Origin of the sequence: Sphingomonas rustica, assembly GCF_039652585.1 — a bacterium.
In the GTDB taxonomy this organism is placed as follows: domain Bacteria; phylum Pseudomonadota; class Alphaproteobacteria; order Sphingomonadales; family Sphingomonadaceae; genus Sphingomonas; species Sphingomonas rustica.
This window is the reverse complement of sequence record NZ_JBDIZK010000012.1, coordinates 42,270-62,542: the sequence shown is the minus strand read 5'-3', so window position 1 is coordinate 62,542 and position 20,273 is coordinate 42,270. Positions and strand designations below refer to the sequence as shown.

Sequence of the window (20,273 nt, the reverse complement as noted above, 5' to 3'; positions counted from 1 at the left end):
GTCAGCGATCTTCCATCAGCGGGTGTGCGGAACCGATATATTCGGGGGTGCCGGTCAGCACGCCCTTGAACTCGCGCAGCGGATCGCCGACGCGGATCCCCTGGCTGTCGACGCGAAGCTCGCGAATCGTGTCCTCATGCGCGCCGCTGCGGTTCTTCAGCACCGAGATCGCCTTGCGCAGCCGCCCTTCGGATTCGAAGAAGCGCAGCAGCACCAGCGCGTCGGCGATGTAGGAGATTTCAAGCGTCCCGCTCATCGTCCCCACCAGCCCGTGCTGGGGGTTGATCAGCAGCGTCATCACGCCCTTCAGGTTCAGATAGGCGAGCAGTTCGTGCATCTGGAGCAGCAGATGCTGCTCCTGCGGCATCGCGGCCATATAGCCGTTGAGGCTGTCGATCGTCAGCAAGCGGCAGCCGCGCTGTTCCACCTGCGCGCGGACCAGGGCGGCGAACTCACCCGGCGACATCTCCGCCGGGTCGGCCTGGCGGATGACCAGCAGCCCGCTGTCGACGTGCTTCTGCAGGTCCAGGCCCATCGCCTGGGCGCGGATCATCAGCGTGCCGATCCGCTCGTCGAACTGATAGATGGTCGACGGCTCGCCCCGTTCGCAAGCGGCATAGAGATATTGCAGGGCGATGGTCGTCTTGCCGGTGCCGGCCGGGCCGGTGATCAGCGTACAGGTGCCGCGCAGCGGCCCGCCGCCCAGCAGGGCGTCAAGCGCGTCCACACCGCTCGAGACCGGGTCGCCGACGAACGACCCGTCATGATCTGCCGCGATCAGCCGGGGGAACACTGCCAGTCCGCCCTTGCGGATGGCAAGGTCGTGATAGCCCGCGATGAAATCCACGCCGCGCAGCTTCTGGACCTGAAGCCTGCGCCGCGAACTGCCGAAATCGAGCGTCAGCCGTTCCAGCGTGATCACGCCGTGACACAGGCTGTGGAGATGGGTGTCGCGCTCGCCGCCATTGCTGGTCAGGTCGTCGACCAGCAGCACGGTGGCGTTGCGCCCGACGAAGAACTGCTTCAGCGCCAGCACCTGCCGGCGATAGCGCAGCGGGTCCTGCGCCAGCAGGCGCATCTCGGACAGGCTGTCGAACACGACCCGTGTGGGCTTCACCCGCTCGACGACGTCCTCGATCAGCTTGATCGTGTCGCCCAGCTCGACTTCCCAGCTGTGCAGCACGGTCTGCTCGCGCCCCGGCCCCAGCACCTCTTCGGCCGAGGCGAGTTCGAAGAGTTCCACTCCCGCCAGCGACCAGTCGTGCGACGTCGCGACCGCGCGAAGCTCCTCGCTGGTTTCGGACAGGGTGATGTAGAGCGTCGGTTCGCCCTTGCTGGCGCCGTCGAGCAGGAATTGCAGCGCCAGCGTGGTCTTGCCCGAACCGGGCGCCCCCTCGAGCAGATAGAGCCGATTTCGCGGCAGGCCTCCCGACAGGATGAGGTCCAGACCCGGATTACCGGTAGAAATGCGATCGGTCATGGGGAACCTGTACTGGGAAGATGCCACTCTATAGCGCAGTTGCGGCGACACGCTCATATTTCTCTCGGGATCGAAGTTCTGGCGCGCCTTTTCGACAATCCCCTGTTTTCCGGGACCTAGAGACCGGCTTCGCGCAGGAAATCGACGACCGCCGCCACGACGAGGTCGGGCCGGTCCCGATGCGGGACATGGCCGCACGCCGCGATCAGCAGCAGCCTCGACTGCCCCGCGACGCCGGCCGCGATACGGCGCGGATGCGCGTCCGACCCGAATTCGTCGCGGTCGCCATGGATTGCCAGCACCGGGCAGCGGACCCGCGCCAGCGTCGCATCGAGCGACCAGCCCGAGCGCTCGGGCGCCAGCCAGGTTTCGATCCAGGCATCGAGGATCCAGCGCGTCCGGTCGCCATGATGGCGCGCGATCCGCGCCGCCTGGTCGGGGTCGGCGAACTGCGTCCTTGCCGCGCGGACGCCTGCCAGCGTGCGATCCTCGACAAAGGCCTGGGCCGATTCGCTGATCACCGCACGGCACCGCTTCGGAAAGGCGGCAGCGCTCTCGATCGCCATCGCCCCGCCGACGCTGTGGCCGAACGCGACGAAATCGCCGATGCCGAGCCGGTCGAGCAGCGCCGGCACCGCGATCCGCGCCTCGGCCGCCACGAAATCCTGGCCGAGGGGCGCGCGCGCGGGATCGGAACCGCCGAAGCCCAGCCGATCGTAGGAGACGACCGGCAGCATGGCGGCACGCGCCAGCGCCTCGGGAAAGCCGCGCCACAAGGCGGTGCTGCCCAGCGAATCGTGGAACAGCAGGATCGTCGGCGCGCCCGCCCCTGCCCCGGCCGGCAACCAGCGGCGCGCGAACAGGCCGCCGCCTTGCACGGCGATGCGATGGTCGGTCGTGGCGATCTCTTCGGGCGGCGCATCCGTCATGGTCGCGCCGCCTTGGCGGAGAATGCCGATCCGCGAAAGTGCGACCGCGCCCGTCGGGCCCAGGCCCGCCTCCCCCGCCCCGGCACCGGAACCGGCGATAGCGCCGCTTTACGGTCGTATCGCTCGATCGCGGCTGGCGCGGGCCGGCGCGCTCGCTTATCTCGTTCGTCATGTCCTCGCGCTTCGATACCGTGCCCAACCGGCGTGCCATCATCGATCGTCGATCGCTTGCCGACGAGCTGTCGATCGTCGAGGCGAAGGACGAGGCGGCGCTGCGCCAGGCAGGCACCGCCATCCTGAAGCGGGCGCTGCTGGCCGGCCGGGCGGAGATCGAGCGGCGGCTGCTCGAACATCCCTCGCGCGGGCTGGAATGCGCGGCATCGGGCGCCTTCCTGATCGACCAGCTGCTGCGCCTGCTCTGGGACTTCGCGGTCGAGCGGCTTCATCCCAATCCCAATCCCACCGCGGCGGAACGGATGACGCTGATCGCGGTCGGCGGCTATGGCCGCGGCGAGATGGCGCCGCATTCCGACCTGGACATCGGCTTCCTCACCCCGTGGAAGGTCACCGGCTGGTCCGAGCGCGTCATCGAATCGATGCTCTACTCGCTGTGGGACATGCAGCTGAAGGTCGGCCATTCGTCGCGCTCCCTCGACGAGATGGTGCGCCAGGCCAAGGGCGACGTCACCGTCTGCACCGCGCTGCTCGAGGCGCGCTACGTCTGGGGCGACATCGACCTGTATGATCAGGCCGCGGCCCGCTTCAAGAACGAGGTCCAGGCCGATACGGCGCGCACCTTCATCGCCCAGAAGCTGGCCGAACGCGACCTGCGGCACAAGAAGATGGGCGACAGCCGCTATGTCGTCGAACCCAATGTGAAGGAGGGCAAGGGCGGGCTGCGCGACCTGCATGCGCTCTTCTGGATCGGCAAATATGCCTATAATGTCCGCGAGCCGGCCGAGCTGGTCGGCGCCGGGCTGCTGACGCGCGAGGAATTCCGCCAGTTCCACCGTGCCGAGAATTTCCTGTGGGCGGTGCGCTGCCACCTCCACGCGCTGGCGCGGCGGCCCGAGGACCGGCTGACCTTCGACCTGCAGCGCGAGATCGCCGAGCGGATGCGCTTCGCCGACCGGCCCGGCAAGTCCAGGGTCGAGCGGTTCATGCACCTCTATTTCCTCCAGGCGAAGACCGTGGGCGACCTGTCGGGGGTGTTCCTGGCGCATCTCGACGAGAAATTCGCCGCGCGCGGCCGGCGCTTCGGGCTCACCACGCTGTTCCGCTCGCCGCGCAGGCTGAAGGGGTTTTCGCTCGATCGCGGACGGATCTCGATCCCGCGCGAAACCTTCTTCGCCGAGGATCCGGTCCGGCTGATCGAACTGTTCCAGCTGGCCGACCTGCACGGGCTGGAAATCCATCCCGTCGCGATGCGCACCGCCGCGCGCGATGCCAAGCTGGCCGACGATGTCCGCCGCGATCCGCGCGCCAACGCGCTGTTCCTCGAGGTGCTGGCCTCACCGCGCGATCCCGAGACGGTGCTGCGCTGGATGAACGAGGCGGGGGTGTTCGGCCGGTTCGTTCCCGACTTCGGCCGCGTCGTCGCGCAGATGCAGTTCGACATGTACCATCACTATACGGTCGACGAGCATTCGATCCGCGCGATCGGCCTGCTGGCCCGGATCGAGAAGGGCGAGCTGAAGGAGGACCATCCGCTCGCCACCGGCATCATCGCCCAGGTCGTGTCGCGCCGGGTGCTCTATGTCGCGGTGCTGCTGCACGACATCGCCAAGGGGCGCGGCGGCGATCATTCGGTGCTCGGCGCGGAGGTGGCGATGCGCCTGTGCCCGCGGCTGGGGCTCAGCGCGGCGGAGACCGAGACGGTTGCCTGGCTGGTGCGGCACCATCTGCTGATGTCGGCAACCGCGTTCAAGCGCGACCTCAGCGACTTCAAGACGATCCTCGACTTCGCCGAGACGGTGCAGAGCCCGGAGCGGCTGCGGCTGCTCTTGATCCTGACGATCGTCGATATCCGCGCGGTCGGCCCGGGCGTGTGGAACAGCTGGAAGCGCCAGTTGCTCGGCAACCTGTTCGAGGCGGCGGAGGAAGTGCTCCGGCTGGGCCACAAGCAGAAGGGGCGCAGCGAGCGCGTCGCGGTCAAGCAGGCGGACCTGGCCGAAATTCTCGGCTGGGCGCCGGAGCGGCTGGATGCGCTGAACAAGCGGCTGACCGAACCCTATTGGATCGCCGAGCCGCTAGACGTGCTCGAGCGCAACGCCCGGCTGGTCGATGCCGCGGGCGACTCGCAGCTTTCGATCGAGGCGCAGGTCTATCCCGAGCGCGGCGCGACCCTGGTCACCGTCTATGCCTCGGACCATCCGGGCCTGTTCTATCGCATCGCGGGCGCGATCCATGTCGCCGGCGGCAACATCATCGACGCGCGGATCCACACGACGCGCGACGGCATGGCGCTCGACAATTTCCTGGTCCAGGATCCGCTCGGGCGGCCGTTCGACGACGAGGGACAGTTGCAGCGGATCAAGGATGCGATCGCCGATGCGCTGGCGAACCGGTCGCGCCTGTCGGACCGGCTGAAGTCACGCCCGCTGCCCCGCCTGCGCGCCGATGCCTTCACGATCGTGCCGAACGTGCTGATCGACAACAAGGCGTCGAACCGGTTCACCGTGGTCGAGGTGAACGCACGCGACCGCCCAGCGCTGCTGTTCACGCTCGCCCATGCGCTGTTCCAGTCGAAGGTGACGATCCATTCGGCGCATGTCGCGACCTATGGCGAGCGCGCGGTCGATACCTTCTACCTGACCGACCTGCTGGGTGATAAGATCGATTCGGCCACGCGGCTGAAGACCATAGAGCGACGCCTGCTGGAGGCGGCGGCGGGCGACGGGAGCCTCGCCCAGGCGGCCTGACGCCCATCGAAGGGAGACGGGAATGCCGGTACTTGGGATTGGCGGGTTCTTCTGGCGCGCAAAGGATCCGGAGGCGTTGAAGAGCTGGTACCGCGACGTGCTGGGCGTCGGCGCCGGGTTCGGCACCGACGCCGAGGGCAAGAGCAGCGACTGGTTCTGGCACCCCGAGCCTGGTCCGGTGGTGTTCGAGCCGTTCAAGGACAGCACCGACTATTTCGCAGCCGACAGGCAGTTCATGCTGAACCTGCGCGTGCGCGACCTGGACAGCCTGCTCGAACAGCTCAACGCATCGGGCGTCGCGGTGATCACCAAGGCCGAATGGGATTCGCCCGAAACCGGCCGTTTCGCGCGCATCCACGATCCCGAAGGCACGCCGATCGAACTGTGGGAACCGCCCGCCGAGTGAGCGACCTGCTGGGCGAGGGACTGATCCTGGCGATCGCCGTGCTGGCGGGCGCATGGCTCCTCGCGCGTTCGCGTCGCGGCGGCGGGAGCGAGGAACAATAATCCGTCACCCCGGCTGCAGTGCCGGCGTCCACCCCTCCTCCATCTTGGACCGGCGATGCAGCGCGTCGCCCACCCGGTGCGGCCGACACCTAAAGCACCTCGCCTCCGGGATGTGCCGAACCGTGGCCCCCGGCACTTCGGCCGGGGTGACGACGGTACGAAACCGTAACGTCGCCCTATTTCTTCTGCCACACCCGCACGTAATCGACTTCCATCTTCGCCGGGAACGCCGCGTCGTCGATGCCCATCTGGCCGCCCCAGCCGCCGACGGCGACGTTGAGGATCAGATATTCGGGCGTTGCGAACGGCCAGGTGGCGGGATCGCCCTTATGTTCGTTGTCGAAGCGCATGTGCGCACGGCCGTCGATGCCGATCAGGATGCGGTCGGCATTCCAGTCGAGTTGATAGGTGTGGAAGGCGGAGCAGGCATCGGCGACCATGCGGCTCGACCCCTTCTGGGTGTTCGCGACATGATTGTATGCCTTGGTATGGACGGTGCCATGGACCCGCCCGGGGTCCCAGCCGACATGCTCCATGATGTCGATCTCACCCATCGCCGGCCATCCCGCACTGTCGTCGGACGCCAGCATCCAGATCGCCGGCCAGATGCCGCGGCCGCAGGGCAGCTTCGCGCGCACCTCGATAAAGCCATAGGTGAAGTCGCCCAGGCCGCGGGTGATGATCTTGCCCGAGGCATAGTCCTGGCCGCCGAAATCCGGCTTTTCCGACAGACGCTCCTTGCGGGCCTCGATGATCAGATGGCCGTTCTCGACCCGGACATTCTCAAGGCGTTTCGCGGCATAATATTGCCGCTCCTCATTGTGCCAGCCGATCTTGTTGCGGCTGGTGTCCCAAGTCCATTTCGCCGGGTCGGGCAGGCCGGGCCGGTCGAACTCGTCCGACCAGACCTTGCGATAGCCTTTCGGCACCGCCATCGGCTCGTCGGCCGGGGCGGTGATCGCCGGGCGATGGACGGTCTGGGCGCTTGCCGGAACCGCCGTCGCGGCGATGGAGCAGGCGGCGAGGGTCATTCCCGCCGCGAGCGGAAGCGACCCTCGCACGCGATGCGTCATTTGGGCGAGATCACCATCAGCATCTGGCGGCCTTCCATGCGCGGATAGGATTCGACCTTGGCGATTTCCGCCGTGTCTTCCTGGACGCGCTTGAGGAGGATCATGCCGAGCTGGCCGTGCGAAAGCTCGCGTCCGCGGAACCGGAGCGTCACCTTCACCTTGTCGCCCTCGCCGATGAACTTGTGGATCGACTTCATCTTCGTATCATAGTCATGATCGTCGATGTTCGGACGCATCTTGATCTCCTTGATCTCCTGCGTCTTCTGCGTCTTTCGGGCGAGGTTGGCCTTTTTCTGGGCCTCGTACTTGAACTTGCCCACGTCGAGGAACTTCGCGACGGGCGGGTCCGCGTTGGGCGACACCTCGACCAGGTCCAGCCCATGTTCGGCTGCCTGCTCGATCGCCTCGCGGGTGTACATCACGCCGAGATTCTCGCCCTCATGATCGATCACCCGCACCTTCGGCGACTGGATGAATTCATTGAAGCGCGGGCCGTTCATCGGCGGGGGCGCCAACGGGCGCCGGGTCATGGGAGGACGTATAAGACTTGCTCCTGTCGTCATTGACATGCGGTTGTGGGCAGATAACGCACAAATGCGCGATCCGGTACCCCGGCCGCGCCATCCGGCTGAAAATACCGCGGACTGTGGCGCGCGGGCGACTCTTATATCGGCTTCCGGAGCCGGAAGCGCAACCGTTGCCGCAGCTCCGGGGCGATTCGACGGTGGCGCATCCGCCGGCGAGGGCGGATGCGCCATCCGGTCATCGCTTCAGGTCGGGCGGGGTCGCGTCGGCCACGAGCATCGCCACCGCCTCGTCCAGGCTCATCACCCGCTGGCGGTCGCTGCCCAGCTGGCGCAGCGCGACGGTGCCTTCCTCGGCCTCGCGCTTGCCGACGACCAGCAGGTTGGGGACCTTCGCCACCGAATGCTCACGCACCTTGTAGTTGATCTTCTCGTTGCGCAGGTCGGTCTCGACGCGGATGCCGGCCGCGGCCAGCGTCGCCGCGACCTGCTTCGCATAGTCGTCGGCATCCGAGACGATCGTCGCCACCACTGCCTGAACCGGCGACAGCCACATCGGGAAGCGCCCGGCATGGTGCTCGATCAGGATGCCGATGAAGCGCTCGAACGTGCCCAGGATCGCGCGGTGGAGCATGATCGGCCGGTGGCGCTCGCCATCCTCGCCGATATAGCTCGCGTCCAGCCGCTCGGGCAGCACCGTGTCCGCCTGGATCGTGCCGACCTGCCAGGTCCGGCCGATCGCGTCGGTCAGGTGGAATTCCAGCTTCGGCGCATAGAAGGCACCCTCGCCGGGCAGTTCCTCCCAGCCGAAATCCTCGGTCGCGCGGCCCGCCGCGGCGACGGCGTCGCGCAGCGTCTGCTCGGCCTTGTCCCACATCGCATCGTCGCCGAAGCGCTTCTCGGGGCGCAGCGCCAGCTTGATCGCGTATTTCTCGAACCCCAGGTCCTTGTAAACGCTGTCGAGCAGGTCGCAGAAGTCGCGGATCTCGTCGACGATCTGGTCGTCGCGCACGAAGATATGCGCATCGTCCTGGGTGAACTGGCGCACCCGCATGATGCCGTGCAGCGCGCCGTGCGGCTCGTTGCGGTGGCAGCAGCCGAATTCGGCCATGCGGATCGGCAGGTCGCGGTACGACTTGATCCCCTGGCGAAACACCATGATGTGCGCCGGGCAGTTCATCGGTTTCAGCGCCATCAGGTCGGCATCGCCCGACAGCACCGGCGCCTCGTCGTCGGTGCCCGGAATCTCGTCGGGCACGACGAACATGTTCTCGCGATACTTGCCCCAATGGCCCGACTGCTCCCACTGGCGCGCGTCCATCAGCTGAGGCGTCTTGACCTCGGCATAGCCCGCGGCGTCGAGCCGGCGGCGCATATAGGCCTCGAGCTGGCGCCACAGCAGGAAGCCCTTGGGGTGCCAGAACACGCTGCCCTGCGCCTCGGACTGGAGGTGGAACAGGTCCATCTCCTGGCCGATGCGGCGATGGTCGCGCTTGGCGGCTTCCTCCAGACGGACGAGATGCTCGTCGAGCTGCTTCTTGTTCAGCCAGCCGGTGCCGTAGATGCGCGACAGCTGCGGGTTGTTCTGGTCGCCGCGCCAATAGGCGCCCGAAACGCGCGTCAGCTTGAACGCATTGGGATCGACCTTGCCGGTCGAGGCCAGGTGCGGCCCGCGGCACATGTCGAGCCACGCGTCCTCGCCCTTGCCGGCGCGGTACACGGTCAGTTCCTCGCCCTCGGGAAGCTCGGCTGCCCATTCGGCCTTGAACATCTCGCCTTCAGCGGTCCAGCGCGCGATCAGGTCGTCGCGGTTCCACACCTCGCGGATCAGCGGCTCGTTGGCGGCGATGATCCGGCGCATCTCCGCCTCGATCGCCGGCAGGTCGTCGTCGGTGAACGGGCCGCGGTCGGGCGACGGCGCGAAGTCGTAATAGAAGCCGTCGTCGGTCGAGGGGCCAAAGGTGATCTGCGTCGCCGGGAACAGCTTCTGCACCGCCTCGGCCAGGATGTGCGCATAATCGTGGCGCGCGAGCTCGAGCGCGTCCTTCTCGTCCTTCGCCGTCACCAGCGCGAGCGTCGCATCGCCTTCCAGCGGACGCATGATGTCGCGCAGCTCGCCATCGACGCGCGCCGCCAGCGCCGCCTTGGCCAGGCCCGGACCGATCGCCGCGGCGATGTCCGCCGGGGTAGTCCCCGGGGCTACCTCGCGGACGGAACCGTCGGGCAGCGTAATTCGGAACATCTCGGTCACGGGATCGGACTTTCTCTTCGGGGAATTCAGGAGCGCGGCTTATGCCCGCGAGTCGCGGATATAGGCAAGCGAAGAGGCGGGCGACAGGGCGCCGCCCGAATCCGTCCCGAAGCGCCCGTTCCTAGAGCGCCAGCCGGAGCGACGCGCGCACCGTGCGCGGCGCACCGGGGAAGATCCACACCGGGCTGTACGAACTCTGCGCATAGCGTTCGTCGAACAGATTGTCCGCCTCCAGCCGCACCGCGACATGGGGCGACAGCGTCCAGTCGATTGCAGCCTTGGCCTTCACATAGGCCGGCAGGACCAGCCCGCTGGCGTCGATCGCCCCGGCGCGGTCACCGACATAGGCAAGGCCGGCGCTGACCGACGGCCCGCGCCCCGCATCGTCGAGGAAGCGACCGACGACGAAGATCGTGCCGGCATGTTCGGGCACGTTGAGCACCTGGTCGGTGGCGAAGGCGCTGTCGTCGGCGCGGGCACGCGTCCAGGCGTAATTGGCGACGACCTGCCAGTTGCGCCCCAGCTTCACCGCCGCGTCGAACTCGATCCCGCGGCTGGTCAGGCTGCCGACCGGCGCCAGGAAATTGGGGTCGACCGGATCGTTGGTCAGGATGTCGCGCTTGGCGATGTCGAACCAGGTGACGGCGATATCGATGCCGGGCCACGACGCGGTTGCGCCCAGCTCATAGCCCTTGCCGCGCTCTGGCGCGAAACCGCTGCCATCGCGGCCGATACCCGAATTGAGCAGGAAGCTTTCGCCCCAATTGGCGTGGACCGCGAACACCTCGTCGATCGCATAGCGGGCGCCGATGCGGAAATTGACCGGCTCGTCGATCGTCCGGCCGACCGCGCCGGTGCGGTTGTTGCGGATGCGCTGGCGATAGGCGTCGAACCGCACGCCGCCGCTGAGCGTCAGCCGGTCGGTCACGTTCCACATGTCCTGGACGTACACCGTCGCCGCCCAGCGCTTCTCGCGATTGTCGGTAAAGGGCAGCAACGGCAGCGCGGTGCCGCCATAGACCGGATCGAAAACGTCGATCGCATGCGGCGCCGCCGCGCTCGGGTTCCGGCGCATCAAGAGCTCGGTATAGTCGAGCACATAGCCCTTCACCCCGATGCTGGGCCGATGCGAGCCGACCCGGCCGGTCAGTTCGACCCTGGCCGACAGGTCGTCGACCGTGTAACCGCGCTCGCGCCGCTGGCGCCACAAGGTGCGGTTGTCGACCAGCCGTGACTGATCCGACGAAAAGCCGCGCAGGGACCCCGTCCGCCAGGCGATGCCGCCGTTCAGCGACCAGTCGTCGCCCAGCTTCGTCTCGCCGGTCAGCTGGTGGCGCTGGTTGCGGAAGCGGGTGACGCCGTCACCCGGCTCGCCATAGAAATGGCTGGCCGGCAGCGCATTGGCGTCGCCGCCGATCGCCGGAATGCCGCGATCGAACGGCGCGTCGAACTCGGTCAGCTCGCCGACATAGGTGATCCGCGTGCCCGCGCCCGACTGCCAGCTGATCGACGGCGCCAGCACGCGGCGCTTCAGCGAGACCGTATCGCGCCAACCGTCGCTGTCCTCGCCCGCCGCGACCAGCCGCACCGCAAAGCCGCCGCCGATCGGCCCGGTCACGTCCAGCTCGGCCCGACGCGTGTTGAACGAGCCATAGGTCAGGATCGCGCTGGCGGCGGACGCGTAACGCGGCGTCTTGCTGACGATGTTCACCCGGCCGCCCGGATCGATATCGCCGAACAATGCGCCCGCCGGCCCCTTGAGCAACTCGATCCGCTCGGCCGTCGCGGGATCGCGCGGCGGGGCGAGCCCGCGATTGGCGAGGAAGCCGTCGACATAATATTCGGCGCCGCCATCGGGCGTGCCGAGGAAACCGCGAATCGCGAAATTGTCGAGAAAGCCGCCGCGGTTATTCTGGTTGCTGACCCCGCTCACCAGTTCCAGCGCGTCGGACAGGCGATAGGCACCCGCCGCATCCAGCAGGTCGCGCTCGATCGAGCGGCTCGATGTCGACATGCGTTCGGTGACGATATCGGCCGAAAGCGTGCGGTCGGCGCGGTCGCTGCGCGTGCCGAGCACGACGATCTCCTGTCCTTCCGCCTCCGATTCCGGTGCGGTCTCGCCGGCGGGCGCGGGCCTGACTTCTTCTTCGGCGCGGGAGTCGGCGGGGAACAGGCATGCGGCGGCGAGCGCAGCGACGGCGGGGCCGGCCGCGCGGACCGTGGAGCGAACGAACAAAACTTGACCCTCTATGTTATGTTGTACCATACCCGTTTCTGTCATGCCCGATATCTTGTCAACCGCCCCCGCCCCCGCGGCAGCCGTCGTTCGCTCTGCGCGGATCGCGTCGATCGACGCCCTGCGCGGCCTGGTGATCCTGCTGATGCTGGTCGATCATTCGCGCGAATTCTTTTTCTATCATGCCCAGGTCAGCGATCCGATGGACGTGGCCGGCATCGCGCCGGACCTGTTCTTCGCCCGACTGGGCGCCCACCTGTGCGCACCGATCTTCGTCGCGCTGACCGGCATCGCCGCCTGCCTCTATGCCGAGGGCAAGGGCGGCGCCCCCGCGGCCTCGGCCTTCCTGTTCAAGCGGGGCCTGTTCCTCGTCCTGCTCGAACTGACGGCGGTCAGCTTCGCCTGGAGCTTCGACGTCACCCCGCCGATCCTGTTTCTGCAGGTGATCTGGGTGATCGGGCTGTCGATGATCGCACTGGCCGCCTTGGTCCATCTGCCGCGCGCCGCACTGGCGACGATCGGGTTGGTGATCGTCTTCGGGCATAATCTCCTCGACCCGATCCAGTTCGCGCCGGGCGAGCCGGGCCATATCCCGTGGGCGATCCTGCACGATCGCGGCTTCATCGACCTGCCCGGCGGCATCCGCGCGCGGACTTCCTATCCGCTGCTGCCCTGGATCGGGGTGATCGCGCTCGGCTATGCCGCCGGGCCCTGGTTCGCCCGCGGGGTCGATGCGCTGCGGCGCCGGCACCGGCTGGTAATGCTCGGCGCGGCGATGCTGACGCTCTTCGTGGTGGCACGGACGATCAACCTCTATGGCGATCCGCTGCCCTGGAACGCGCAGGAAACCCCGTTGCGCACGGTGATGAGCTTCCTCAACGTCACCAAATATCCGCCATCGATGGACTTCCTGCTGCTGACGCTGGGCGTTGGCACGCTGCTGCTCGCGCTGTTCGAGGCGCTGCCGTCGCGCGCGACCGGATGGCTGACCGTGTTCGGATCGGTGCCGCTCTTCTTCTACCTGCTGCACCTCTATCTGCTGCACCTGCTGAACCTCGCGGCGCAGGCAGTCACCGGCAACTTCAGCGGCACCTATTACGGCGTCGCCCAGCTGTGGCAGGTCCTGGCGATCGCGGCGCTGGTCGCGGTCCCCTGCTGGTTCGCCTGCCGCTGGTTCGCGGCGAAGAAGCGCGCGAGCGGCGCGTGGTGGATGCGGTATCTGTAAGCTGGCGATGCGGTCGCATGCCTCTTCTATCTCGCGAAGCGGGGGAGGAGATGCAAACCACTGCCAAACCAGCGCTATACCCCCACGACCCGACTCGCCGACCGGAGCCTGCCATGCCGACCGTCACGCACGACTATACCGCCCGCATCGCCTGGACCGGCAACCGCGGCGAGGGCACGCGCAGCTATCGCGGCTATGACCGGACCTGGTCGATCGTCACGCCGGGCAAGGCGGAGATCGCCTGTTCGAACGACCCGCTGCTGGGCGGCGACCCGGCAAGGCCCAATCCAGAGGACCTGCTGCTCGCCAGCCTCTCGTCCTGCCATATGCTCTGGTATCTGCATCTGGCGGCGAAGGCCGGCATCGTTGTGCATGAGTATCGCGACGACCCGCTGGGCGTCGGCGAAACCGGCCCGCGCGGCGAGGGCCGGTTCCTGAGCGCCGTGCTGCGTCCCGAAATCCGTGTCGATCCTGGCGCCGACCTCGCCGCCGCCGATGCGCTCCACGGCGAGGTGCATCATTATTGCTTCATCGCCCGGTCGGTGAATTTCCCGGTCAGCGTCGAGGCACGCTATATCGAGGGTTGAGCCCGCCTCAGATCAGCCCGTCGCTCAGGCGGGTCCAACGCCGCGCCTGAGCGCGCGCGATCAAGTCCTCGATGATCGCAATATTGTCGAACGCGGACGGGTCGAGCCGCACGCGCGCATTCGCCTGCGCGCGCCCCGACAGACGCAACCGGTCATTGTCCCACGCCATCTCGATCTCTTCCCAGCCCAACTCGACCGTTTCGCCGAAGCTCCAGGCGATGGGCAGTGCGATCGACCCGTCGCGCAGTACCGCCTTGCCCAGCCGGATCGGCTCGCCGCGATGAAGGCGCGTGGCCACCTTCTTCATCAGCATCGGCCCCCAGGCCCGGCGCATCGTGGCGATGATTTCCTCGCAGATTGCGCGTCCGGCGAGATTCACGTTGGTCTTCCGGCCCCGAACGGTCCAGCTGACGCCCCAGGGCGTAAGGCTATCCCCATACGCATACCGTCCCCAACGGATCGCCTCGATGTCGTATACCGAGGTGAAGACGTCGCGATAATATACGCCGTCGGGCGAAATCCTGAGTTCGCGGCTCAGGATCGAGCCGAGGGCAACCGAATAGTGAAGCATCGGATCACGCTTGGCCAATTCGGCCATATCGCGATCGATCTCGCTCCGCTCATCCCGAAGCGTGCTCAGCGCTTGCGGCACGCCGGCCAATGCCGCCATGCCCTGATTGGTCAACGCAGCAGCGGCGGCATGAATAGCGTTGCGCTGAAGCGCGTCGATCGCATGTGTCAGCGCCTCCGCAAGCCGGATGCTCGCAGGATCGCCCGGCGCGCGCCGGGCGCCTGCTGCGCGCTGGACCGGCAGCGCAATCTCCGCCCATCGGCCGAGCAGTTGCTCGAAGCTGTCGGTCAGCGGCGTCAGCGCGTCGGGCCGCAGCCTCGCAACCCGGGCGATCTCATTGGCGAGGAGGACCGCGGCTTCCGCCTCTTCGGCCAGCCAGTCGCCGACGCCGGCGGCGTACCGATCGAACAGCGCCACCAGCATCGGATCGGACGGCGCCGGGACCCGCTCCGCCAGCGCGCGCATCGCCTTCAGCATGACCCGCGTCGGGCCGCCCGTCATCTCGGCGCAGGCACGTTCGATCAGCGTGGCGCGGCGTCGCGCCAGCGCCTCTTCCACCGCGCTCCGGCTGGACACCAGCATCACTCCGGCAAGCGCGCGATCGGCATTGATCTGCGCCAGCAGGTCATCGACGCTGTCGAACGCTGCGGCGGACGCGAGCAGTTCGGTCCATTCGGCCAGTCGCTCCGCATCGCTGTCGGGCAGTGCGGCGATCGCGTCGATCAGGATATTGGCGCGGGCCAGGCCTTGGACGGGAATGGCGGCGAGCGCCGATGCATTGCCGAGACCGGCGATCGCCTGAGCGCCGATTTCCGGCGGCGCCCCCGGAAGCCATGCCATTTCGGCATCGAGGCGCGAGGCCGAGGCGCCGAGCCTTGCCGCCGCCTCGCGACGCGACGCGGCCAGCGCACCCGATGCGGCGTCGACCGCGGCGCGAGCTCGTTCGCTCCGGTCCCGGGGCGAGACGCCGAGGATCGCGAACGGATTGGATGCGAGGTCAGAAGACACGCGCTTGCCCTTGGAGTCGCAGGGTGGCGGGATCGGCCAGCCCCCGTTCCGCCTCTGCCCATTCGGGTTCGCTATGGGCCCGGCCGACACAGCGCCGGTTGAAGTCGTCGACGCGCCCGTTGAAGCCGGGAACGGCGGAATCGTGCCGGTCGGGATCGTTGATGCCCAGATCGGCAAGCGCGCCCCGTTCGGCGCCCAGCCGCGTCCGCTCTTCGAGGCAATGGCGCAGGGCCTGCACCGCACGCGCGTCGATCGGCAGCGTTTCGTCGGACGAATCCTCACTGGGGGCGGACTCCGACAGGACGGCGGCCAGTGCATTGTCCATCATCGCATTGTCGATGATCGCATTCCCCGCGTCCGCGATCGCCGGATCGGCCAGGCCTCGGGGCTCGCCGCGGGCCACGGGCTCATATGTGCCCTCCTCGTCCCACCAGAAGCTGCCCCGGCTTTCCCACCAGACGATCGCGCTGACCACCGCGGCAAAGGGCAGGATGATCCACAGCCAGATCCACCCGATATCGCGGAAATAGCCCTGCGCGGGTTGGTCGGTGGCCTCGCGTGATGCACCGAGCAGGGGATCGTCATGATCCGCGATATGGAGCCGCGCCGCGGCGATCGCGGCATCGACATCGGTCCGCCACGAGTCGAGCCCCGCGAAACCGCGAGGCTCGTCGCCCAAGTCGATGATTTCCCCCGGCATCTGCCCCCCTGCTGCCGGACAGCCTAGCCGGAACAGCGGGAGAGACAAGCGGTCCCGGAGCGCGCGAGTCCGGGACCTACGCCCAAGGCAGGATCAAGCCACGGCGAGTCGTGCGCGGCGCAGCGCCCGCTCGTCGATCGCTCGCGCGATCCGGACGTAGAGCGCCGGTATTGCCGCCACGAGCAGCCCCACCATCAGCGCGTCGATGATCATCAGCGTCCAGACCGTGGCGGCGGATTTCCCCAGCGCCAGATGATGGAAATATTGATGCGCGCCGTTGAGCGGCAGGCGACCGATGAAGAAGATCGGCAGCGCCCACAGATACATCCAGCCGGTCAGCCGGGCCGAGCGCAGCGGGCCGGAGACCGGGCCATCCGTGGCCGCCGAGACGATCCACAGCATCAGCAGCGGCTCGATCGCGACCTGGGAAAGTCCCACCACGCTGCGGAATCCCATGACCTGATCCTTGGGCAGGAAGCTCCCTGCGAAGAAGATCAGGACGAACAGCGCGAGCGAATAGGCGACATAAGGCAGGTAGCGGGCGACCGTCGCCGCGGACGGGCGCATCGCCAGTCGTGCATCACCCAGCACGAGATACCGGATCGCGAAGAAACCGCCGATATAGACCAGCGCCATCTTGGGCCAGGCGAACGCCATCCGCCCCGCGTCGAGCGCGACTGCCTCGCGGGTCGCGGCATCGACGAAGAATCCGGTGCGGATCTCCACGACATGCTGGGCGAATTCGCACAGCACGACGATCCCGAACAGCCATGGCAGCGCAAGCATCACCCGCGCCCCGTCGACATGCGCGCCGATCAGGTCACCGAAAAAGCGTTTCACCCACATCATTGGTCTTCCCCCTCATGAAAAGTCAGCAGGTCGCCCGGCTGGCATTGCAGCGCCTCGCAAAGCGCCTCGAGCGTCGAGAATCGGATCGCCTTGGCCTTGCCGGTCTTCAGGATCGACAGGTTGGCGAGCGTGATCCCAACCGCATCGCTGAGCTCGGTCAGCGTCATGCGGCGCTGGTGGAGCAGTTCGTCGAGATGTACGCGGACCGCCATCAGATCGTGTCCGCCAGATCGTCGCGCATCGCCGTGCCCTGATGAAACACCTCCGCCAGCACGAAGGCGACCAGCACCGCCAGCCAGCCGATCAGCGAGGGCGTCCAGTCGACATAGTCGATGCCGCGCGATTTGAACCAGAAGCTGGCGGCGCCGACGATCAGGTCGAGCAGCTGAAGCGCGAGAATCGACCAGCCGATGCTGCGCAGCCGCACGACATTGGCGGCGACGAAGGGATCGCCCGCGCGCACCGACGCGACCATCGCCGCCAGCGCCGAGAACAGCCGCGCGACCGCCCACACCGCGAGCAGCCCCACCAGCATCACCCCGCGCATTGCCAGCAGCGCGTCGCCCGACCCCAGCGCCGGCCCGTATTTCGCGATCAGCCGCGCCTCGAGAACGCCGACGAACGGCAGGGTCGCGATCAGCGCCACGACGAACAGTGCGCCGCAGATATAGTTTATGCCCTGCATCACCGTCAGCACCCGTGCGAGCGCCCCGACAATCCGACTCTGCCCCATCCCGCGACTCCCGTTTCGATATATTGATTATCGATAATACGTGCATCGATTGTCAATATGCCTTGCGTCAGTAGCCATGGGCATGACGCGACCTGCCGGTAGCGATCGGCAAGCTGGCGGATCCGGCCGGTTCCGGAATGGCGCTCCGCCGGTCGCCCGCACCGGTTTCGCGGACTGACATAGATCAGGAAGCGGAACTCGCCGCGTCACGGCGGTTTGAGACTCGTCACTCATGGGAGAGCCGCGATGCCCGAACCCCGCTATACCGATGCGATCGCCCTGTTGAAGGCGGACCATCGCTCGGTCGAGGACCTGTTCGAAAAGTTCGAGGCGACCAGCGGCAAGTCGAGCAAGCAGAAGCTTGCGCGGCAGATCTGCACCGAGCTCAAGGTGCATACCCTGATCGAGGAAGAGATTTTCTACCCGGCGTTCCGCGGCAAGATCGAGGAGGACACGCTGGACGAGGCCTATGTCGAGCATGACGGCGCGAAGGTGCTGATCAACGATATCGAGGCAGGATCGCCGGAAGACGATTTCTACGACGCCAAGGTGAAGGTGCTGTCGGAGGAGATCGAGCATCACGTCCATGAGGAGGAGATGCGCGGCGAGGGCATGTTCGCCCAGTGCCGCAAAACCGATGTCGACCTGGTCGCCCTCGGCGAGGCGATGCTCGCGCGCAAGCAAGAGCTGATGGCGCTGGCCGGCAGCTCTGGCCTTCCCCCTGCCGAGACCCGTGCGGTCGCGGCGCCGGCGGTCTAAGCGATGGAAGAGGACAGCACCGTCCAGCGCGCATTCGACCTCGTTCGCGACGGCCGGGCTCGCACCCTGGCGCAACTCCGCCAGATCCTGGTCAGCGAACGGCACCTCGCGGTCGATGCCCAGCTTGCGGCGCACGGCGTGCGCGCCCGATTGCTCGCGCTGATGGCACAGCCTGGCGCGGCGCTTCGCCCGATGCGCGTCTGCCATGGCGGCGGGCGCGCCCGCTGAGCCGGCTGTCGAATGAACGGGATGCGCGATGGCCGCGAATGATCGCCTGACACATGCGCCGCGCTGGCCGGAGCGGCTGTGGGTGGTTCGGCACGGCCAGTCGGCGGGCAATGTCGCGCGCGACGCCGCGCACGATGCCCGGCTCGACCGGATCGCGCTGAGCCAGCGCGACGTCGACGTGCCGCTCAGCGGCCTGGGCGAGGATCAGTCGCGCGCGCTGGGCCAGTGGTTCGCGGCGATGCCCGCCGACGAGCGACCGACCGCGGTGCTCGTCTCGCCCTATGTTCGCGCGATGCAGACCGCTGCGCTGATCCGCGAGTGCGGCGGCGTCGATGCCGACGAGCCCTTGTGCCGCGACGAACGGCTGCGCGAGAAGGAGTTCGGCATCCTCGACGGGCTGACCACCCAGGGTGTCCGCAACCTCCAGCCCGAACAGGCCGAGTTCCGCCGGCTGCTCGGCAAATTCTATCATCGTCCGCCCGGCGGCGAGAGCTGGTGCGACGTGATCCTGCGGCTGCGCTCGGTGCTCGACACGATCTCGCTCCACCATGCCGGCGGCCGCGTGCTGATCGTCGCGCATCAGGTGGTGGTGCTGTGCATGCGCTACATCATCGAATCGCTCGACGAGCAACGCATCCTGGCGATCGACGCCGAGGGTGACGTCGCCAATTGCGGGGTCACCGACTATCGCTTCGATCCCGATTTCGGCCATCAGGGCGGGCTGGTGCTCGATCGCTACAACCTCACCGCCCCGGTCGAACATGAGCGCGTGCCCGTCACCACCGCCAAGGATCCGCCGATGGCGGCACGCGGATGAGCCTGACCGCGATCGACTCGCCATGGCTGGCGGCGCATCCGCTGCCCAGCGTCGCGGGCGGCAAGGACAAGGATGCGCGCGGCCGGGTGCTGGCGATCGGCGGATCGGCCGAGGTACCGGGCGCACTGCTGTTGACCGGCGACGCCGCACTTCGATCGGGTGCGGGAAAGGTTGCACTTGCAACTATTTCGAGCATCGCAACCGCAATCGGCATCGCCTTTCCGGAAGCCGCGGTGATCGCACTAGCCGAACATGACGGCGAGATCGTCTCGCCCCTGCCGGACAGCATGCAGCGCCGTTTCGGCCAGATCGACGCGCTGGTGGTCGGGCCCGGCATGCGCCAGACCGACCGGACCGAGGCGATCGTCGCCGCGCTGATCGACCAGTGCGAGGTGCCGATCCTGCTCGACGCCGGGGCGATGACCGCCGCTGCGGCGTTGCTGCCCGGCCGCCGCGAGGTCGTGCTGACGCCGCATCCCGGCGAACTGGCGCGGCTGCTGGACTGCGACAAGGACGCGATCGAGGTCGACCTGGCGGCTGCGGCGCACCGGGCGGCGGACCGGTTCGGTGCGATCGTCGCGCTGAAATCCGCCGACACGGTCATCGCCGCACCCGGCGATAGCGACTGCCTCCATTATCGCAGCGGCGTCGCCGGGCTGGGCACCGCGGGATCGGGCGATGTGCTGGCCGGGCTGATCGGCGGGCTGCTGGCGCGCGGTGCGCCGCCGCGCGAGGCCGCCGCCTGGGGCGTGTGGCTGCACGGCGAGGCGGGGCGACGCGCGGGCAATCTGTGCGCGCCGATCGGCTTTCGCGCGGGCGAGATCGCGGTGCACATCCCGCCCGCGCTCCACGCGATGGAAACCCGCGGCGGCTGA

At 67.6% G+C, this 20,273-nt stretch carries 19 protein-coding genes; 8 read left to right on the top strand and 11 right to left on the bottom strand.

Going from position 1 to position 20,273, the window contains the following annotated elements; translation table 11 throughout:
* Nucleotide 1: 1 nt before the first annotated feature.
* Nucleotides 2-1,480, bottom strand: a complete 1,479-nt coding sequence (locus tag TPR58_RS18235) for an ATPase domain-containing protein (protein WP_346248171.1) — start codon at nt 1,478-1,480, stop codon at nt 2-4.
* 116 nt (nt 1,481-1,596) lie between these two features.
* Nucleotides 1,597-2,409 carry an alpha/beta fold hydrolase gene (locus TPR58_RS18230; protein WP_346248170.1) on the bottom strand — a complete coding sequence of 271 codons (813 nt, stop codon included), beginning with the start codon at nt 2,407-2,409 and terminating at the stop codon, nt 1,597-1,599.
* Nucleotides 2,410-2,579: 170 nt separating this feature from the next.
* Here TPR58_RS18230 and TPR58_RS18225 point away from each other — a divergent pair, with 170 nt between their 5' ends.
* Nucleotides 2,580-5,330, top strand: coding sequence for a [protein-PII] uridylyltransferase (locus TPR58_RS18225; RefSeq protein ID WP_346248169.1), 2,751 nt, complete (start codon nt 2,580-2,582; stop codon nt 5,328-5,330).
* A gap of 22 nt (nt 5,331-5,352) precedes the next feature.
* Nucleotides 5,353-5,736 carry a VOC family protein gene (locus tag TPR58_RS18220; RefSeq protein WP_346248168.1) on the top strand — a complete coding sequence of 128 codons (384 nt, stop codon included), beginning with the start codon at nt 5,353-5,355 and terminating at the stop codon, nt 5,734-5,736.
* Nucleotides 5,737-6,013: 277 nt separating this feature from the next.
* Here TPR58_RS18220 and TPR58_RS18215 read toward each other — a convergent pair whose 3' ends face one another.
* From TPR58_RS18215 to TPR58_RS18200, 4 genes are all read right to left on the bottom strand, one after another.
* Nucleotides 6,014-6,898 (bottom strand): glycoside hydrolase family 16 protein, encoded by an 885-nt coding sequence (locus tag TPR58_RS18215; RefSeq protein ID WP_346248167.1) that lies wholly within the window; start codon nt 6,896-6,898, stop codon nt 6,014-6,016.
* A gap of 8 nt (nt 6,899-6,906) precedes the next feature.
* Nucleotides 6,907-7,440 (bottom strand): translation initiation factor IF-3, encoded by a 534-nt coding sequence (gene infC / locus TPR58_RS18210; RefSeq protein WP_346248166.1) that lies wholly within the window; start codon nt 7,438-7,440, stop codon nt 6,907-6,909.
* A gap of 232 nt (nt 7,441-7,672) precedes the next feature.
* Nucleotides 7,673-9,685: a threonine--tRNA ligase gene (thrS, locus tag TPR58_RS18205; protein ID WP_346248165.1), complete on the bottom strand. Its 2,013-nt coding sequence runs from the start codon at nt 9,683-9,685 to the stop codon at nt 7,673-7,675.
* A 121-nt stretch (nt 9,686-9,806) separates the two neighbouring features.
* The gene (locus TPR58_RS18200; RefSeq protein ID WP_346248164.1) at nt 9,807-11,921 is read right to left on the bottom strand and encodes a TonB-dependent siderophore receptor; all 2,115 of its coding nucleotides are present in this window, start codon (nt 11,919-11,921) and stop codon (nt 9,807-9,809) included.
* Nucleotides 11,922-11,964: 43 nt separating this feature from the next.
* Between TPR58_RS18200 and TPR58_RS18195 the strand changes: the two genes are divergently transcribed.
* Together TPR58_RS18195 and TPR58_RS18190 are read left to right on the top strand one after the other, a co-directional pair.
* Complete coding sequence (locus tag TPR58_RS18195; protein WP_346248163.1) at nt 11,965-13,146, top strand: acetyltransferase domain-containing protein; 1,182 nt, start codon at nt 11,965-11,967, stop codon at nt 13,144-13,146.
* Between the two features lie 113 nt (nt 13,147-13,259).
* Complete coding sequence (locus TPR58_RS18190; protein ID WP_346248162.1) at nt 13,260-13,733, top strand: OsmC family protein; 474 nt, start codon at nt 13,260-13,262, stop codon at nt 13,731-13,733.
* Between the two features lie 7 nt (nt 13,734-13,740).
* Here the strand turns inward: TPR58_RS18190 and TPR58_RS18185 are convergent, their stop codons facing one another.
* The 5 genes from TPR58_RS18185 to TPR58_RS18165 all read right to left on the bottom strand — a co-directional run bounded on the left by TPR58_RS18185 (nt 13,741) and on the right by TPR58_RS18165 (nt 17,594).
* The gene (locus TPR58_RS18185; protein ID WP_346248161.1) at nt 13,741-15,312 is read right to left on the bottom strand and encodes a hypothetical protein; all 1,572 of its coding nucleotides are present in this window, start codon (nt 15,310-15,312) and stop codon (nt 13,741-13,743) included.
* Nucleotides 15,302-16,012 (bottom strand): hypothetical protein, encoded by a 711-nt coding sequence (locus TPR58_RS18180; protein WP_346248160.1) that lies wholly within the window; start codon nt 16,010-16,012, stop codon nt 15,302-15,304. The genes TPR58_RS18185 and TPR58_RS18180 overlap by 11 nt, the downstream gene beginning before the upstream one ends.
* A 93-nt stretch (nt 16,013-16,105) precedes the next feature.
* Nucleotides 16,106-16,861: a hypothetical protein gene (locus tag TPR58_RS18175; RefSeq protein WP_346248159.1), complete on the bottom strand. Its 756-nt coding sequence runs from the start codon at nt 16,859-16,861 to the stop codon at nt 16,106-16,108.
* Nucleotides 16,858-17,073, bottom strand: coding sequence for a helix-turn-helix domain-containing protein (locus tag TPR58_RS18170; protein WP_346248158.1), 216 nt, complete (start codon nt 17,071-17,073; stop codon nt 16,858-16,860). Before TPR58_RS18170 ends, TPR58_RS18175 begins: the two co-directional genes overlap by 4 nt.
* The gene (locus TPR58_RS18165) at nt 17,073-17,594 is read right to left on the bottom strand and encodes a DUF2975 domain-containing protein (protein ID WP_346248157.1); all 522 of its coding nucleotides are present in this window, start codon (nt 17,592-17,594) and stop codon (nt 17,073-17,075) included. Before TPR58_RS18165 ends, TPR58_RS18170 begins: the two co-directional genes overlap by 1 nt.
* A gap of 246 nt (nt 17,595-17,840) precedes the next feature.
* Here TPR58_RS18165 and TPR58_RS18160 point away from each other — a divergent pair, with 246 nt between their 5' ends.
* The 4 genes from TPR58_RS18160 to TPR58_RS18145 are packed head-to-tail and all read left to right on the top strand — an operon-like array spanning nt 17,841 to nt 20,273.
* Nucleotides 17,841-18,353: a hemerythrin domain-containing protein gene (locus tag TPR58_RS18160; protein ID WP_346248156.1), complete on the top strand. Its 513-nt coding sequence runs from the start codon at nt 17,841-17,843 to the stop codon at nt 18,351-18,353.
* Between the two features lie 3 nt (nt 18,354-18,356).
* Nucleotides 18,357-18,581, top strand: a complete 225-nt coding sequence (locus tag TPR58_RS18155) for a hypothetical protein (protein ID WP_346248155.1) — start codon at nt 18,357-18,359, stop codon at nt 18,579-18,581.
* A 28-nt stretch (nt 18,582-18,609) separates the two neighbouring features.
* Nucleotides 18,610-19,398: a histidine phosphatase family protein gene (locus TPR58_RS18150; RefSeq protein WP_346248154.1), complete on the top strand. Its 789-nt coding sequence runs from the start codon at nt 18,610-18,612 to the stop codon at nt 19,396-19,398.
* Nucleotides 19,395-20,273, top strand: a complete 879-nt coding sequence (locus TPR58_RS18145) for an NAD(P)H-hydrate dehydratase (protein ID WP_346248153.1) — start codon at nt 19,395-19,397, stop codon at nt 20,271-20,273. Before TPR58_RS18150 ends, TPR58_RS18145 begins: the two co-directional genes overlap by 4 nt.